14 protein-coding genes are annotated in these 17258 nt (G+C 66.5%); 4 read left to right on the top strand and 10 right to left on the bottom strand.

Annotated features, from left to right (window positions below; genetic code table 11):
• Nucleotides 1–78: 78 nt before the first annotated feature.
• Both ppc and FQU96_RS37540 read right to left on the bottom strand, forming a co-directional pair.
• The gene (ppc, locus tag FQU96_RS37545) at nt 79–2847 is read right to left on the bottom strand and encodes a phosphoenolpyruvate carboxylase (RefSeq protein WP_146546606.1); all 2769 of its coding nucleotides are present in this window, start codon (nt 2845–2847) and stop codon (nt 79–81) included.
• Nucleotides 2848–2952: 105 nt separating this feature from the next.
• Complete coding sequence (locus FQU96_RS37540) at nt 2953–4296, bottom strand: tetratricopeptide repeat protein (protein WP_178131030.1); 1344 nt, start codon at nt 4294–4296, stop codon at nt 2953–2955.
• Nucleotides 4297–4541: 245 nt separating this feature from the next.
• Here FQU96_RS37540 and FQU96_RS37535 point away from each other — a divergent pair, with 245 nt between their 5' ends.
• Nucleotides 4542–5114 (top strand): TIGR00645 family protein, encoded by a 573-nt coding sequence (locus tag FQU96_RS37535; RefSeq protein WP_146546549.1) that lies wholly within the window; start codon nt 4542–4544, stop codon nt 5112–5114.
• A gap of 12 nt (nt 5115–5126) precedes the next feature.
• Here FQU96_RS37535 and sigJ read toward each other — a convergent pair whose 3' ends face one another.
• A complete protein-coding gene (gene sigJ, locus FQU96_RS37530; protein ID WP_146546548.1) occupies nt 5127–6014 on the bottom strand; it encodes an RNA polymerase sigma factor SigJ in 888 nt (295 codons plus the stop codon).
• Nucleotide 6015: 1 nt separating this feature from the next.
• Nucleotides 6016–6447 carry a carboxymuconolactone decarboxylase family protein gene (locus FQU96_RS37525; protein WP_146546547.1) on the bottom strand — a complete coding sequence of 144 codons (432 nt, stop codon included), beginning with the start codon at nt 6445–6447 and terminating at the stop codon, nt 6016–6018.
• Nucleotides 6448–6629: 182 nt separating this feature from the next.
• On the opposite strand from FQU96_RS37525, the gene FQU96_RS37520 reads away from it, so the two are divergent.
• Entirely contained in the window at nt 6630–7907 is a 1278-nt protein-coding gene (locus FQU96_RS37520) for an LLM class flavin-dependent oxidoreductase (protein ID WP_146546546.1), read from the top strand.
• A gap of 53 nt (nt 7908–7960) precedes the next feature.
• Here the strand turns inward: FQU96_RS37520 and FQU96_RS37515 are convergent, their stop codons facing one another.
• The 6 genes from FQU96_RS37515 to FQU96_RS37490 all read right to left on the bottom strand — a co-directional run bounded on the left by FQU96_RS37515 (nt 7961) and on the right by FQU96_RS37490 (nt 14804).
• Nucleotides 7961–8731, bottom strand: a complete 771-nt coding sequence (locus FQU96_RS37515) for a hypothetical protein (protein WP_146546545.1) — start codon at nt 8729–8731, stop codon at nt 7961–7963.
• A gap of 287 nt (nt 8732–9018) precedes the next feature.
• On the bottom strand, nt 9019–10629 hold the full coding sequence (locus tag FQU96_RS37510; protein WP_146546544.1) for a winged helix-turn-helix domain-containing protein: 1611 nt from the start codon (nt 10627–10629) through the stop codon (nt 9019–9021).
• A 58-nt stretch (nt 10630–10687) separates the two neighbouring features.
• Nucleotides 10688–11938, bottom strand: coding sequence for a PLP-dependent aminotransferase family protein (locus tag FQU96_RS37505; protein ID WP_146546543.1), 1251 nt, complete (start codon nt 11936–11938; stop codon nt 10688–10690).
• Between the two features lie 116 nt (nt 11939–12054).
• Entirely contained in the window at nt 12055–12537 is a 483-nt protein-coding gene (locus FQU96_RS37500; protein WP_146546542.1) for a GNAT family N-acetyltransferase, read from the bottom strand.
• Between the two features lie 143 nt (nt 12538–12680).
• Complete coding sequence (locus FQU96_RS37495) at nt 12681–13922, bottom strand: CinA family nicotinamide mononucleotide deamidase-related protein (RefSeq protein ID WP_146546541.1); 1242 nt, start codon at nt 13920–13922, stop codon at nt 12681–12683.
• A 156-nt stretch (nt 13923–14078) separates the two neighbouring features.
• Nucleotides 14079–14804, bottom strand: a complete 726-nt coding sequence (locus FQU96_RS37490) for a glutathione binding-like protein (protein WP_146546540.1) — start codon at nt 14802–14804, stop codon at nt 14079–14081.
• A gap of 192 nt (nt 14805–14996) precedes the next feature.
• On the opposite strand from FQU96_RS37490, the gene FQU96_RS37485 reads away from it, so the two are divergent.
• Together FQU96_RS37485 and FQU96_RS37480 are read left to right on the top strand one after the other, a co-directional pair.
• Nucleotides 14997–16004, top strand: coding sequence for a BMP family protein (locus FQU96_RS37485; RefSeq protein ID WP_146546539.1), 1008 nt, complete (start codon nt 14997–14999; stop codon nt 16002–16004).
• Nucleotides 16005–16115: 111 nt separating this feature from the next.
• Nucleotides 16116–17117, top strand: a complete 1002-nt coding sequence (locus FQU96_RS37480) for a BMP family protein (protein ID WP_146546538.1) — start codon at nt 16116–16118, stop codon at nt 17115–17117.
• Nucleotides 17118–17258 lie beyond the last annotated feature (141 nt).

Here is a 17258-nt window from a genome sequence, read left to right as displayed (position 1 = left end):
TGATACCGGAAGCATTATGGAATCAGTATCTCTTACGTTTTGCGCTGTCGGAGAGGCGGCCACAAATTCCTTCAACCCTCAACCGCTATTGCGCAGGCCGGCGGCAATGCCGTTGATGCTGAGATGGATGCCCTGGATCACGCCTTCGTCGGTGTCGCCGGCGCGATGGCGCTTCAGCAGTTCGATCTGCACGTGGTTGAGCGGGTCGATGTAGGGGAAACGGTTGCGGATCGACCGCGCCAGCAGCGGGTTGCTTTCCAGCAACGTGCGCTGACGCGTGACCGCCAGCACCGCCTCGATCGAGGCCTGCCATTCGGCGCGCAGGCGCTCGAAGATCGAGTCGCGCAGCTCCGCATCGGACACCAGTTCGGCGTAGCGCGAGGCGATCGCGATATCGCTCTTGGCCAGCACCATGTCCATGTTCGACAGCGTCGTGCGGAAGAAGGGCCAGTCGTGGTACATCGCCTGCAGGATCGCCAGGCCGTCATCCGATCGCGCCTCGGTCCACGCTTTCACCGCGCTGCCGAAGCCATACCATCCCGGCAACATCAGGCGGCATTGCGCCCAGCTGAAGACCCAGGGTATGGCCCGCAGATCCTCGATACGCCCAAGCTTCGAGCGCGACGCCGGCCGGCTGCCGATATTGAGGTTGGCGATCTCACCCAACACGGTGGACTCGCGGAAGTACCGTTCAAAGCCCTCGGTTTCGTAGACGAGATCGCGATAGGCGCGATAGGCATGCGCCGACAGCGCCTCCATGACGTCGAGATAGGCGGCCGGCGGCGCCGGCTGGTCGGCTTCCAGGAGCGTCGCTTCCAGGGTCGCGGCCGCCAGGGTCTCGAGATTGCGGCGGCCGACATCGGCGTTTGAGTACTTGCCGGCGATCACCTCGCCCTGCTCCGTGATGCGGATCGAGCCCTGCAGCGCGCCCGGCGGCTGCGCCAGGATCGCCTGATAGCTCGGCCCGCCGCCGCGGCCGACCGACCCGCCACGGCCGTGGAACAGGCGCAGGCCGATCCCGTGGCGCGCGAACGTCTCGATCAGCGCCACTTCGGCCTTGTACAGCTCCCAGGTCGACGTCAGGTAGCCGCCGTCCTTATTGCTGTCGGAGTAGCCCAGCATCACCTCCTGGATGCCGCCCCGCGAGGCCAGCAGCCGACGATACTCAGGCAAGCCGAACAGCGCCTCCATGACCGGGCCGCAGCGCTGCAGGTCACCGATGGTCTCGAACAGCGGCACGATATCGACATCGAGCTTGCCCTCGCGCGGGCGCAGCAGGCCGACTTCCTTGAGCAGGAGCGCGACCTCCAGGATGTCGGAGACACCGTCAGCCTTGGAGATCACGTAGTGGGGAACGGCGGCGGCGCCATAGCGCCGGTGTGCATCGGCGGCCACGCGCAGCATGGCCAGTTCGGACGCCGTTTCGTCCGAATACGTGAGGTGCAGCGAGGCCAGCGGCCGCGCATTGCGCAGTTCACCGGCCAGCACCCGCACACGTGCGTCCTCGGCGAGCGCGCGATAGCCGGTGCAGGCACCGGCCGTCTCCAGCAGTTCGCCGATCGTGCGTTCATGCACATCGGCGTTCTGGCGCAGATCGACGGATGCCAGGTGAAAGCCGAAGACATCGACGGCACGACGCAGCGCCCGCAGCCGGCCGCGCGCCAGCGGTGCCGATCCGTTGGCCATCAGCGACTCGTGGATGGCGTCGAGGTCCATCTCCAGGTCGGCGGCCGTGGCGTAAGCCGGCGCACTGCCGACCGCGAGATGCGGTGCTTCGAGGCGATCAAGGTCCCACGCCGTTGCTGCCAGCCGCGCATAGATGCCGGCAATGGCGCGGCGATAGGGTTCGTCCTGGCGCTCCGGTGCACGGTCGGGCGATTCCGCCGCCAGTTTGGCGACGGACCCCGATACGGACACGATGCGATCATCCAGTGACAGTTCGGCGCCCAGCTGATGCAGTTCCTCGAGATAGAAGCGCAGGGCGCGCTCGCTCTGCATGGCCAGCGCCTGGCGCAACACGTCGGCGGTGACGTAGGGATTGCCGTCGCGGTCGCCGCCGATCCAGCTGCCCAGGCGCAGGAACGACGGCACATCGAGGTCCTGCCAGGCCGCATCGACCGACCCGAGCTGGTCTTCGAGATCGGCGTAGAAATGCGGCAGTTCGCGCAGGAACGTGTAGTCGTAATAGGCAAGCCCGTTGGCGACCTCGTCGATGACGCGCAACCGCGTGCGGCGCAGAAGGCTGGTCTGCCACAGCGTGAGCACCGCGCGGCGCAGTGCCTTGCGGTTGGCGGTCAGCTCCTCCGGCGTGAACTGGATGCGATCGCGTTCGTCGAGCAGCCGGGCGATGTCCATCTCGCGGTCGATCGAGCTCTTGCGGCGGACTTCGGTCGGATGCGCCGTCAGCACGGCGCTGCACAGGGCGCGCTCGAAGAATGCCTGCAGATGCGCACGCGAAACGCCGTGGTTCTTGGCGCGTTCCAGCGCATACGCCATGGTGCCCGGACGCGGCGCCGCATTGGCCATCGCGTAGGCGCGCGTGCGCCGGATGTGGTGCTGGTCCTCGGCGATATTGGCAAGATGCGAGAAATAGCCGAAGGCCCGGATGATGCGATTGGCCCGGTCCACCGGCAGGCTGCTCATGATCGCCTGCAGCTCCTGCCGAGCCGCCTCATCGGCATCACGATGGAAACGCACGGCCGTGCGACGGATGCGCTCGACGACGTCGAACACCGGCTCGCCTTCCTGCAGGCGCACCGTGTCGCCGAGGATACGGCCGAGGAGCCGGATGTCGTAACGCAGCGGGACATCCTTCTCGGGAATGGCGGACTGATCCAAATGCTCCATGGCCGGCGTCGTCTCCAAAGCTCCGCTCACGGCTGCTCACCATAGCGCCGGCGCGTTCTGCCCGGAATGACAGCGGCGGTCACGTCAAAGATTATGACCCCGGGATCATCGACGACTGCGGCCACCGGCGGGCCGTGGTGCCTGCGCGATCTGATCGTCGGGCAATGTCGCACCGATGCGTTCGTCGGTCATGCCCACGTCTTCCGGCGCTGGCGGCGCGACCGCTGTGTTGGCGGCGGCGAGGTCATACCACCGGTGTGCCTCCGCAACGTCCGCTGCGACACCGCGGCCGGCCTCGTACATGAAGCCCAGGCTGGATTGCGCCGCCGCGAAGCCCTGCACCGCTGCCTTGCGATACCACCACACGGCTTCGCCATCGTCCTGGTGAACGCCGTGCCCCATGGCATACAGGCTGCCAAGACCGCATTGCGCGCCGGCATGCCCCTGCAGCGCAGCCTTGCGATACCAGCGGGCGGCTTCGGCATCGTCCGGCGGCACGCCACGACCCTCGTCGTACAGCAGGCCGATCCTGTACTGTGCTTCGGCGTAGCCTTGATCCGCCGCCCGGCGATACCAGGTCGCGGCTTCCGCCAGATCCTGCGCGACGCCCTGCCCGTCGGCATACATGGCGGCGAGATTGACCTGGGCCCGGACATCGCCGCGGTTGGCGGCCTCGCGGTACCACTCGGCCGCGGTGGCATCGTCCTGCGTCACGCCGAGGCCGTGGGCGTACATGTAGGCGATGTTGAACTGGGCGGCGGGATAGTCCTGGTACGCCGCTTCGAGGTACCATTTCGCGGCTTCGACATCGTCGCGCCGCACGCCTTGACCGACGAGATACAGGCTGGCGACGTTGTACTGGCCGATCACGTGCCCCTGGTCCGCGGCCCGGCGATAGAAGGCGAACGCATCCGTGTAGCTGCGCTTCACCCCCCAGCCGTTGTCATACATGAAGCCGAGGTTGACCTGTGCGTCGGCATAACCCTGCTCTGCCGCCTTGCGGTACCAGCCCACCGCTGTCGCATCGTTGCGCCGCACGCCCAGGCCGTTGGCATGCATGAAGCCGAGGTTGTTCTGTGCGCCAGCGTGGTTCTGATCGGCGGCCTTGCGATACCAGCGCATGGCCTCGGCCTCGCTCTTGGTCACGCCGCGGCCACTGGCATACATGAAGCCCAGGTTGGCCTGGGCGTCGGCCAATCCCTGGTCGGCGGCCCGGCGAAACCAGCGCACGGCCTGCCCATCGTCCTGCCGCACGCCCCGGCCGCTGGCGTACAGGAACCCGAGACCGAACTGCGCCCGCGCATCGCCCTGCGCCGCCAGGGGCCGCATCAACTGCTGCACGTGGGCATAATCGCGCCGGTAGTACGCCGCGCGCGCATCCTCGTGCGGATCCGCCGCGGCCGGCGTCATGAGCGCGAGCGCCAGCAGGCAGACAGCGGCACCAACCACCGCCGATCGCAGCCCCTGATCGGATCGCCGTTTCCCCATCATCGCCCCGCTGGTCCCCACCGCCCGGTGCGAGCGCTCATTTTACACGCAAAACCCTGTTCTGAACAGACAGTCCAACGCTATTTATCTTCCGGGTACCCTGGCCGGCATAAACCGGCTTGACCGATGCCGATCCATCCCTAGATCAGCACCCGCGCCTGGTTTCATCCGGGTGGTCCATTCCCCGAACGACGAGGTGAAACCTGATGTCTGCGGCTCCCGAGGCTCGAGCGACTTCCCCGGCCCCAGCGCGATTGCGCCCACTGCCCGGACTCATCTTTGCGTCACGCTGGCTGCAATTGCCGCTCTACCTGGGCCTGATCGTCGCCCAGTGCGTCTATGTCGCCCTGTTCCTCAAGGAGCTCTGGCACCTCGTCACCCACACCTTTTCGTTCAACGAGCAGCAGATCATGCTGGTCGTGCTGGGCCTGATCGACGTGGTGATGATCTCCAACCTGCTGATCATGGTGATCGTGGGCGGCTACGAGACCTTCGTGTCACGGCTGGAACTGCAGAACCATCCCGATCAGCCGGAATGGCTGAGCCACGTCAACGCCAGCGTGCTCAAGATCAAGCTCGCGATGGCGATCATCGGCATCTCCTCTATTCACCTGCTGCGCACCTTCATCGAGGCCGGCAACCTGGGCTCGACGAACACCAACTACACCGAAGCTGGCGTGATGTGGCAGGCGATCATCCATGGCCTGTTCATCCTGTCGGCCATCGGCATCGCCACCGTTGATCGCATGGGAGTGACCGCCGCCAACGGCAAGCACTGACGGCCACCGGCGTCATGACATCGCGATCCTGCTCAGGCTGGCGAGCTTGTCGGGATTGCGCATGATGTAGATGTTTGTCGCCTGGCCGTCCGCGTCGTAGGCAAAGGACACGGCGGCCGCGACCTTGCCGCCGTGCTGCAGGATGACCCCGCGATGGCCGTTGAGGTCTGTTACGGTCCATTCGTAGGGTTTCCAGTAGGCACTCAGCGCATCGGCAATGAACGCCAGCACATCGGCTTTGCCGTGCAGGATCTGGCGGATGGTCTGCACCTTGCCGCCGCCATCGGCGCTGAGCGCGATGTCGTCCGACAACAGCGCTGCCAATTGCTGTGTGCCGCCGCCGGCGATGGCTGCCTCGAAGGCCGCCAGCAGCTGTTCCTGGCGTTCGGGTGTCGTCGCGTGCCTGACCTTCGAGCGGTCGACATTGGCACGCGCCCGGTTGACGAGCTTGCGGCAGGTGCTCTCCTGGACGCCCAAGGTGCGGGCAATATCGGCGTAGGACACCTCGAAGATCTCGTAGAGCAGATAGGCGGCGCGCTCACGCGGCGTGAGCCGCTCGAGCAGCAGCAGGAAGGCTGTCGTCAGCGACGACGCCAGCGCCAGATTGTCCTCGCTCATGTCGGTGCTCACGGTGTGGATCGGCTCGGGCAGCCAAGCGCCGACGTAGTCCACCCGCTTCTTATGGGCGGATCGCAGCAGGTCGATACATCGGCGCGTGCACGCCGTGGTGAGCCACGATGCTGCATTCTCGATCCCGCGCCTGTCAGCCTGCTGCCATTTCAGGAACGTGTCCTGGACCGCGTCCTCGGCGTCGGCCCGCGAGCCCAGCATGCGGTAGGCCAGGCCCAACAGCATGGGCCTGGCCTCCTGGAAGGTTTCGACGTCGTTGCCGTCCGACATCTCAGTGTCTCGATACCTGAATCCGGTTCCACAGGTTGATCATGGCCACGATCGAGGTCAGCAGGCCAATCTCCTCCTCCGAGAAGTGCTGGCGCAGGCGGGCGCGGATCGCCGCCAGATCGGTCCTGCCGTCGATCACCGTCAGCGCCTCGGTCCAGGCCAGGGCGGCTTTTTCGCGGTCACTGAAGTCGTGGACGTGCTGCCAGACGATCACCCGGTCGAGGCGTTCGTTGGTCTCGCCGTCCTGGCGGGCCTCCTTGGTGTGCATCTTGATGCAGAAGGCGCAGCCGTTGATCTGGGAGGCGCGCAGCTGGACCAGATGCTGAATGGTGCGGTCGAAGCCATGCGTATCCATGACCTTGTGCACGCCAGCCAGCGCCTGCAGCACATCGCCCACCACCTGCTCGTATTTGACGGGGCTTGTCTCGCTCATGATGACGTTCTCCTGCGTCGGGGAAATCCGACCGATACCCCTACGACGATCCAGCCCGCAGACTTGTGGCGCCCGGCGCCAACTTTTTTGAGGATCCGGCCTGCGTCCGGCCACCTAGGCTGCGGCGTCCTGCCGCGCTAGGCTGGTCACCGATCAACGAACACTTCCCGCAGGAGACGTCCGTGAAACGCCTCAAGTTCGGTACCTTCCTGGCACCCCACCATCCCGTCGGCGAGCACCCGGCGCTGCAGTTCCAGCGCGACCTGAATTTCGCGGCGCACCTGGACCGGCTGGGCTACGACGAGTTCTGGTGCGGCGAGCATCATTCCTCGGGCTGGGAAATGATCGCGTCGCCCGAGATGTTCCTGGCTGCCGCCGGCGAGCGCACCAAGCGCATCAAGCTCGGCACCGGCGTCGTATCGCTGCCCTATCACCACCCGTTCAATGTGGCGCAGCGCATCGTGCAGCTCGACCACATGACCGGCGGCCGGGTGTTGTTCGGCACCGGGCCGGGCGCGCTGCCGTCCGACGCCCGCACCTTCGGCATCGACCAGATGCTGCTGCGCGACCGGCAGGACGAGGCGCTCGGCGTGATCGTCCGCCTGCTCGAGGGCGAGCGCTTCACCGCCAAGAGCGAATGGTTTCAGCTCAATGACGCCCAGCTACAGCTCCTGCCGCTGCAGGAGAAGATTCCGATGGCGGCTGCCTCGTCCATCAGCCCATCCGGCATGCAGCTGGCCGGCAAGTACGGCATGGGCGTATTGTCGATCGCTTCGACCTCATCCGAGGGCCTGCAGGCGCTGCCGGTGCAGTGGGGCTTTGCCGAGGAGGCCGCCCGGAAGCACGGCAAGACCGTGGACCGCCGCGACTGGCGCGTCCTGCTCTCCTGGCACCTGGCGGAGTCCAAAAAGCAGGCGCAACAGGAGGCTGTCGACGGCCTGTGGTGGTGGCACAACGAATACCGCGTGCGGGTCCTGGGCCAACTGGGCGCCACGGCCGTGGACGACCGCTGGAAGCTGATGGAACAGGTCACCGGTGCCGCCGGCAGCGGCACCGGCTCGTCGGTGATCGGCACGCCCGACGAACTGGTCAAGACCATCCAGCACCTGCAGGAGGTCACCGGCGGCTTCGGCGTGGTGCTGGGCTTCGCCCACGACTGGGCCAACACCGAGGCGACGCTGCGCTCCTGGGAGCTGTTCGCGCGCTACGTCATCCCGGAGCTGAACGGCTACACCCGCAATCAGAAAGCCTCGGCCGAGTATCTGGCGCAGCACCGGGTGGAACTGATGACAGGCCGCGCCGAATCGATCCGCGCCACGGTGAAGGGCAACGAAAAGGCCCAGGCGGCACTGGCCGTCACCATGCAGCAGATGGCCGTGGCACCGCAGGGCGGCGGCTGGCGCCCCGGCTCGGAGTTGCTGGAAGAAAAGACCAAGACGACAGCCGAATCGTCCGACTGATCCATGCCGATATGCCGGTGCCGAATCTCACGGCGCCGGCACCGCAGGGTGCGTCAAACGCCCGACGCCAGGTTCCGCTTGCGCTTCCACATCAGGCGGCCGCCCCAGGCATACGAGTCGGCGTTGTTCTCCAGCCCGACATAGCCCTTGGCGTTGTATTTGAGGTCATCCCACTTGTAGCCCGATCCGTTGCGGGTGCCGTCGTCGAGCACGTCGACATCGTCGGTGTTGGCGAACTTGTGCGAGGCCTCATGCACGATGATGCGGGCGATCTTGCCTTCGCTGTAGGTCTCGACGCTGTCCATGTTCAGGTGGATGCGCCCGACATGCGTGCCGCGCGAGGCAACCCAGCCCTCGGTCCCTTCCCGGATGAACTTGATGTGCTTCCAGGCTGTCTTCCCCTTGCCGTGGCGCAATGCCGACAAGGCGTCCTTGACGCCGGTCTTCACGTCGTCGCGGTCATGGATGTATCCGACGACCAGATCGAAGGGACCGGCGATGCCGGTCCGGATCTGACCGAACTTCAGGCGAATCGTGGCGACCTTGGCCTTGTCGGTCGGCTTCTTGAGGTCGAGGCCGAAGTACTTCTCCAAGGCTTCTTTGACAACGCTGTGGCTGCCGAAATAGTCCTTCGCCATCTGCTTGTCGACGCTGGCGACGATCTGGGCGTGCTCGTACTGGGCCAGCAGCTGGCAGGCGTCATCCACGATCTGCCGCGAATAGCGGATCGCCGTCGCCAGCTTCGCCTTTGAGGTCGAGCCGAGCTTGAGGAAGGGATCTCCGCTCCAATTGGTGACGTGCACCTTCTCGATCGTCATATCCATCGTCTTGCTCCCTCCGCCAGGAAATCACTGGAACAATCACGTCCGGCAGCCGGTGGGGCGCGCGCCATCGCAAGCCGCGCAGCATCGTCCCGCGCATCCGGGTCTGATCCGTTTCAGAGTTTTTCGCGTGTGTGGCCCGGTGCCCGCCGTTGTTCGCAGTCTGGACGTCAGGCACCGGGCCGGCTCATTCCCCAAGCCACGCGCGTTTTGTAAGCTTTTATCGGCGACGGCGGGGCTTAAAAGTTCTTAAAAGTGACAATTCCCAGGGAATGAATGGCGCCGTCGCGTCAGCCGCTGCGCACCACGCGCAGCGCCGGCCGGGCGGTGGGACTGGGCCGCTCCGGAACGCCGGCACGGCGCAATCCGTCCATCACCGCCGCCAACAGGCGGCTCGACGACCGGCGGCTGTGGAAACGGCTGTAGTCGGTCAGGTTGAACGTCGGATCGAGCGTCATGAGATGCGCCACGGCGGTCCCGGCCGGCAGGCCCGCGGCGCCCAGGGCCGCCACATGGGCGCGGTGTGCCGACAACCGTTCGGGACTGCCGGCGATGGCCCGCTCGCCCCACCGCACGGCAGCATCGGGCCGACCGGCGGCAAGATGGGCGTAGGACATGCCGGTCAGCGGCTCGCCGGCACCGGGATCCAGCGGATCCAGGCGCAATGCCTCCTGGAGGTGCGGGATCGCCGCCTCCGGATCGTCGGCATAGATGTGCGCCCAGCCGGCCGAACTGCGCGTGGTTGCCGAATTGGGATGCAGGTCGACGGCACGCGTCACCAGCAGCAGCGCCACCTCCGAGCGATGCACCAGGTAGACGAAGACGACCCCGACCTGGGCCAGCACGAGGGGATCGTCGCGGGCTTGCGCCAGCGCCGCTTCGGCCAGGCGGATGGCGGCCTCCGCCTCGGCGGCGGCGTCCTCGGGAAAGCTCTGCGAGACTCGCCACATGCGGCAGGAAGCTGCCGCCGCCAGCGCCAACGCAAACGTCGGATCGACTGCCAGCGCCTGGTCGAGGAAGCCCAGCGCTGCCTCGCAGTTGCTGCGCGTCATCGGGTGCATGCACGCCATCGCGCGCAGGTAGGCTTCATAGGCCCGCGGCAGTTCGGTCGGCCGTCGCCGCAGCCGGTCGATCTCGGCCCGCCGCAGGCCAGGCTCCAGCGCCGCCACGATGCTGCCCACGATCCGGTCCTGCAGGGCGAAGACCTCGTCGAAGGGATACTCGAAACGGTCGCTCCAGGCCGGCACGCCGTCGGCGGTATCGACGAGGTCGACATTGACCCGCACGCGCCCGCCGGCACGCCGCACCGTACCGGTGACGACATAGCGCACGCCCAGTTCGCTGCCGATCTCGGTCGCCGATATGTCGTGTCCCTTGAAGCTGAAGGCCGAGTTGCGCGCCAGCACGTAGAACCATCGGATACGCGACAGCGCCGTGATCAGGTCTTCCACGATGCCGTCGGCGATGTGGGCCTGGTCGGCATCGTCGCCCAGGGTCCGGAACGGCAGCACGGCCAGCGACGGACCGCGGGTGGGTGCCTCGGCTCCCGCCGGCCGCACCGCCGCCAGCTGGATCGGCGCGGCCGCCCGCGTCGGCGTCCGCTGACCGCCGAAGCGATAGCCGCGCCCGGGGACGGTGACCACGATGTCCGCCCCCTCGGCGCCAAAGGCCCTGCGCAATGCTGAAATCTGGACCGGCAGGTTGCCGTCCTCGACCTTCCGGCCACCCCAAGCCCGGCTGATCAGGGTGTCCTTGTCGACAACCGCGCCATCAGCCTCGATCAGGGCCAGCAGGATGTCGGCCGCCCGGCCTCCCAGCACAATACGCTCGCCGCCGGCCAACAGGGTCCGGGTTCGCGGCAACAGGCACCAACGGCCAAAACCAATACCTTCCTCGGCCATATTCGGAATCGAGCAGACAACTCTGTTTCAGATTGTACAGCCGAATGAGGCCAAGTGCCTATAGTTGGCGCGCGGCACCGGGGCGCTCCACGTTGGCGATCCGGGCGGGCACGCCGAACTCGCGCCGGCAGATGTCGGCCAGCACGGCGACCCCCTGGCGGATCGTCTCCGGCGCCGGGTTGGCGAAGCACAGGCGCAGGCGGCTCTTGCCGTAGGCCTTGTCGGTCGACCATTCCGGGCCGGGATTGAGCGCGACACCGGCGGCCAGCGCCGCCTGCGACAGCTTCAAGGTGTCGACCTGGTCGGGCAGCTTGACCCACAGGAAAATACCGCCTTGCGGTTCCTCGAACTCGGCCGCGGTGCCGAACTGCTCAGCCAACGCTTCCATCAGGGTATCGAGCTTGACCCGCAGGCCGCGGGTCAGTGCCGGCACGTGGCTGGCGAAATGGGCGGTGCAGAACTCGGCCAGCACCATCTGCTCCAGCGCGCCGGAGCCGGCGTCCTGTTTCAGCGCCAGGATGCGCGACAGCACGTCCCAGCCGGCCACGATGTAGCCCACCCGCAGCGCCGGCGCGATCGACTTGGAGAACGAGCCGACATGGATGACGCCGCTGCCCTGCGCCATGGCGTAAAAGGCCGGCGGCCGCTTGCCGTCCCAGATCAGGTCCGAATAGCATTCGTCCTCGAAGATCGGCACGCCATAGGCCTGCGCCAGTTTCAGGATCTCAGCCCGCCGCTGCGGTCCCATGATGGCACCGGTCGGATTCTGCACCGTGGGGATGGTGTAGAGGTATTTGGGCCGCACGCCGCGCTGCTGGAGGTCCTTCAGCGCCGCTTCAAGGGCATCGACGCGCAAGCCCTCGTCGTCGAGCGGCACGCCGACCATCTTGACACCCAGCCGCGCCAGGCGGGTCAGGGCCCCGCCATAGGTTTCCTGCTCGATCAGGATCGTATCGCCGGGCGACAGCAGGATGTTGTTCACCAGGTCCAGCCCCTGCAGCGAGCCCGATGTGATCAGGATGTCATCCGCCGCGCAGGTGATGCCGGCGTGGCCCTTGAGCTTGCCGACCAGGAATTCGCGCAGCGGCCGATAGCCCAGCGGCCCGCTGGCCAGCCCATAGGTCGCCAGCGACGCACCCTCGCGCTTGAGCACGCTGGTGGCTGCCGCGATCAGCTTGTCGACTGGCACGTGCGCGGCGTCGTTGTGCCCGCCGATGAAGTTGTACTTCGGGAACCCCGACCATTTCGCCGCCGGCACGGGTTGGTTGGGCGCCAGCAGCGGCGTGAAGTCAAATGACGCAGGCGTCATGGCGTTCCTCGTTCTCATCGGCGGCAGTCGGTTGCCGTCCCGAACCTAGCGAGGGATCTCTCCGGCGACAGCAACGATCCGCGCGACGCCTCGAATGACAGGCATGCCGGCAGCTTCTAACCCAGGCGGTGTACGAAGTAGCGGACCGTCTTGTCGTTGTGACTGGCGCTGCCCACCGCCGCGAAGCCCATCGCGGCATGAAATGCATCCGAGGCCGGGTTGGGCGGCTCGGCGTTCACTTCGCAGGTCACGATATCGTGGCCGCGGCGCCGGGCATGCTCGAACAGGTCCAGGTAGAGCCGCCGGGCATGGCCCTTGCCCCGCGCCGTCGGCGCAACGACGACGCGATCGACATACGCGAAGCGCGGGTAGCGGGCGCGGAACCACTGGAAATGCCCGCCGTCATAGCCGGAGGTCTCGTCGAAGGCGATCAGGAAGGCCTCCAGGCCGCCGATGCGGCGGGCATGGAAGGCCCATCCCAACAGTTGCCTGAGGCGATCGATCTCCAGCCACGACAGTTCCACAGCGTGGGCGTTGTTCAGCGCCAGCACGGCGGCTTCGTCGTCCGCCGCGATCGGCAGGGGCGTCGCGTCATTCATTTTTCGGACCGCGGGCGTCCACGCCCGCATCTCCGGCGAAGCTCGCTTTCGCCTGTGCGCGCCAGCGCCGACTGTCTTTCGCTTTCCGCTTCGCTGCAAGCGAATGCGGGCGTGGACGCCCGCGGTCCGAAGAAAGGACCATGTCAGCGCCGCTCGAAGTCGATCTGCTCGTCGACCGGCAGGCCCAGCAGATGGCGGCGCAGGCAGTCGAGCGCCATCTCGGTGGCGCCCAGCCGAATCCAGTCGCGGCCGCCGAACATGCGCGCCTGGCGGGCGACCGGTGCGCCGCCATCGACGATGCCGATCGAGATCGTGCCGCCCAGTTCAAGGCCGTCGGCGCCCTCGTCGAGTCCCACCAGGACGGCCAGCGCGTGGCTGGCGCCGCTCTGGTCGCGCAACGCGCTGGCGACCGCAACGGCGGCCTCGGCCGATATGCCGCTGACATCGAGCTGGCCCAGGTCGCGCGCCACGATGGCGCGGCGGAACAGGGCTTCGGCGCCGGGGACCGGCGCGATGCGGGTGGCGATGGTGCCCGATGTGAACGTCTCGGCGATCGCCAACGAGCCGCCGCGCGCCCGCAACGCCGCCAGCACGACGCCTTCGAGCGTCTGGTCGTCCTCGGCGACGATGAAGTTGCCCAGCCGGCGGCGCACTTCGGCCTCGATCGGCGCCAGCTTGCGGTCGAGGTCGGCGGCGTCGGTGCCGCGCGCGGCGAGCTTGGTCTCGAGCTGCGGATAGTGGGCCTGGAAGCCGAGCTTGACGCCGCCGTCGGGCGCCAGCGCCTCGATGCCGTCCAGCATCTGATCGGCGCGCGATTCGCCGATGCCGTAGGAGTGGAAGCGCTTGACGCGCGCCACGCCCTGTATGCCGCTCAGCGCCAGCAGGCGCGGGATCACCTGCTCGTCGATCATGCGGCGCATCTCGCGCGGCACGCCCGGCGTGAAGAAGAAGCGCGCGCCGTCGATGGTGACGGCGAAGCCGCAGGCGGTGCCGATTGGGTTGTCGATGAACTCGGCGCCGGACGGCAGCATCGCCTGCTTGCGGTTGTTGGGCGGCATGGCGCGGTTGCGCCGGCTGTAGAACGTCTCCATGCGACCGAGCCAGGCTTCGTGCAGAACCAGGTCGACGCCCGCCGCCTGGGCCGCGATCTCCTGTGACAGGTCATCGACCGTCGGCCCCAGCCCGCCGTTCACGATCACCGCATCAGCGCGCTTGGCGGCCTCGCGGAAAGCCTTCAGCAGGGCATCGCGGTCGTCGCCGACCGTCGTGCCCCAGGCGACCTCGAGACCGACTTCGACCAGGCGTCGGGCGATGTGGCTGTAGTTGCTGTTGATGGTCTTGCCGGTGAGGATCTCGTCGCCGGTGCAGAGAATCTCGATGCGCATAGGGTCCTTTGATGACGTCTTCCCTTCCCCGCTTGCGGGGAAGGTGGCCGAAGGCCGGAAGGGGAGCCGACGTGGTCTTTGTTATATAGACCACGAGGCCTCCCCTCCGCCCCTTCGGGGCACCTCCCCAGCGAAGCTGGGGAGGAATTTGAAAAACTACGCGGCCTTCACGGGGATGGCGCGTTGATTGTAGAGCAGCTTGCGGATGCGGGCCTGCTCTTCCGGCGGCAGCTTGGTGACGTCGGTCGAGAGGTCCGATCCGACCGCCATGCCCTTCTTCACCGCCGGCCGGGCGGCGAGTTCCTCGAACCAGCGTTTGAAGTACGGGAACTCGTCGATGTCCTGGCCCTGGGCCTGCCAACCCACCGTCCAGGGATAGGCGATCATGTCGGCGATCGAGTATTCGTTGCCGGCGAGGTACGGCTGCTGGTGCAGCCGGTTGTTGAGCACGCCGTAGAGCCGGTTGGCCTCGTCGCTGAAGCGGCGCACGGCATAGGACTGATCGCCCTCGCGATCGCCCAGACGGCGGAAATGGCCGCACTCGCCCAGCTTGGGGCCCTGGTTGGCCATCTGCCAGATCAGCCATTCCGTGACGGCGTACTTGCCGCGCACATCCTGCGGCCAGAAGCGGCCGACCTTTTCGGCGATGTACATCATGATGGCGCCGGACTCGAAGACGCTGATCGGCGCCCCGCCATCCTTCGGCTTGTGGTCCACCAGCACCGGCATGCGGTGGTTGGGGTTCATCTTCAAAAACGCGTCGCTGAACTGGTCGCCGCGCTGGATGTTCACCGGCACGACCTTGTACTCCAGCCCGCATTCCTCGAGCAGGATCGTGACCTTCTTGCCATTGGGCGTCGGCCAGTAATGGAGATCGAACATACGTGCATCCTTTCGATCGGGTACTGTCAATGGCCGCAAGCTTAGCTGACCGACCGGACGCCTCCATATGATGATTCTTCACGTCGGCTTGAGGGGCAGCGGGGAGAAGGGACAGCACAGTGCGCAAATCTCGGGATGGCGTGAACGGCAATCCCGCGTCAGACTGGCATGCGAAGAGATGGGGAGGCTGTGATGCTGCAACGCCGGTGTGCCGTGACGCTGGGTGCCGCCGCGATCCTGGTCGGGACGGGCTTCACGGCCCGCGCCGCCGATATCACACCAGCGGTGGTCTACTCCGTGGGCGAAAAGTTCGACGGCTCGTTCAACGAGGCGGCCTATCGCGGCGCCGAACGGTTCAAGACCGAGAGCAAGATCAACTATCGCGATTTCGTGGTCACCAACGAGGCGCAGCTCGAGCAGGCGCATCGCCGCTTCGCCCAGGCCGGCAACGATCCCATCGTCGGCGTCGGCTTCCTGCAGACATCGGCCGTCACCACGGTGGCCAAGCAGTACCCCAAGATCCGCTTCACCGTCATCGACACCGTGGTCGACCTGCCCAACGTGCGCTCGGTGTTGTTCAAGGAGCATGAGGGTTCGTTCCTGGTCGGCGTCGCCGCCGCCCTGGCCTCCAAATCGGGCAAGGTCGGCTTCGTGGGCGGCATGGACATCCCGCTGATCCGCAGGTTCGTCTGCGGCTACGAGCAGGGCGTGAAGTACGCCAAGCCGGGCGCCAGCGTGATCCAGAACATGACCGGCAATACGCCCGCGGCGTGGACCGATCCCGGTCGCGGCGCCGAACTGGCCAAGGGCCAGTTCGAGCGCGGCGTCGACGTGATCTACGCTGCTGCCGGCACCACCGGGCTGGGCGTGCTGCAGGCGGCCAAGGACCGCGGCAAGCTCTCGATCGGCGTCGACTCCAACCAGAACGGCACGCATCCCGGCTCGGTGCTGACCTCGATGATCAAGCGCGTCGATCTTGCCACCTACGAGACCTTTGCCGCCGCCAAGGCCGGCACCTGGTCGCCCGGCATGCGCGTCCTGGGTCTCAAGGAGGGCGGCGTCGACTGGGCGCTGGACCAGAACAATGCCAAGCTGATCACCGACGAGATCAAGGCCAAGGTCGAGCAGGCCAAGGCCGACATCGTGAGCGGCAAGATCAAGGTGCACGATTACATGAGCAACAACACCTGCCCGCAGTAGGGAAAGCACTTCATGGTGAGCCTGTCGAACCATGGAGTGCCGCGCACCGACGATCGTGCGAAGGCCTTCATGGTTCGACAAGCTCACCATGAAGACAACAGGGAGGCCGTCATGAAGACTTGGACTCGAAGCGCGCTGGGCGCCATCGCCGCCGCCGGCATCGCGGGCGTGGCGCAGGCTGCCGACATCAAGCCGGCTGTCGTCTTCGACATGGGCGGCAAGTTCGACAAGTCGTTCAACGAGGGCGTCAACAACGGGGTCGAGCGCTTCAAGGCCGAGTCCAAGCTGTCGGTGGCCGAGTTCGAAGTCACCAACGAGACCCAGTTCGAGCAGGCGCATCGCCGCTTCGCGCAGCGCGGCCAGGATCCCATTCTGGGTGTCGGCTTCACCCAGGCCAATGCCGTCGAGAAGGTGGCCAAGGAATTTCCCAAGGTCCGCTTCACCGTGATCGACGGCGTGGTGAAGCTGCCCAACGTGCAAAGCGTGCTGTTCAAGGAGCACGAGGGTTCGTTCCTGGTCGGCGTTGCCGCCGCCATCGCGTCCAAGAGCGGCAAGGTCGGTTTCGTCGGCGGCATGGACATCCCGCTGATCCGCCGCTTCGCCTGCGGCTACGAGCAGGGCGTGAAGTATGCCAACCCCAAGGCCGAGCTGCTGCAGAACATGACCGGCACCACGCCGGCGGCGTGGAACGATCCCGGCCGCGGCGGCGAGCTGGCCAAGGGCCAGTTCGAACGCGGCGCCGACGTGATCTACGCCGCCGCCGGCGCCACCGGCATCGGCGTCTACCAGGCCGCCAAGGATCGCGGCAAGCTCGCCATCGGCGTCGACTCCAACCAGAACCACCTGCATCCCGGCACCATGCTGACCTCGATGATCAAGCGCGTCGACATCGTGGCCTACGACACGTTCAAGCTGGCCATGGGCGGCACCTGGACACCGGGCGTGACCGTGCTGGGCCTGAAGGACGGCGGCGTCGACTGGGCTCTGGACAAGAACAACGCATCCTTGGTGACGCCCGACATGAAGGCCAAGGTCGAGCAGGCCAAGGCCGATATCATCAGCGGCAAGATCAAGGTGCATGACTACATGAGCAACAACACGTGCACGTATTGATGGCGCATGACCTTTTACCTTCCCCCGCCTGTGGGGGAAGGTGCCCGAAGGGCGGATGGGGGCTGCCGCTACACACCGCGTCTGATCAATCGGCCCCCCATCCGGCGCTGCGCGCCACCTTCCCCCGCAAGCGGGGGAAGG

It is taken from the genome of Reyranella sp. CPCC 100927, from assembly GCF_007859315.1.
Taxonomy (GTDB): domain Bacteria; phylum Pseudomonadota; class Alphaproteobacteria; order Reyranellales; family Reyranellaceae; genus Vineibacter.
The sequence above is the reverse complement of the archived record's forward strand: the minus strand, read 5'-3'. Positions and strand labels throughout refer to the sequence as shown.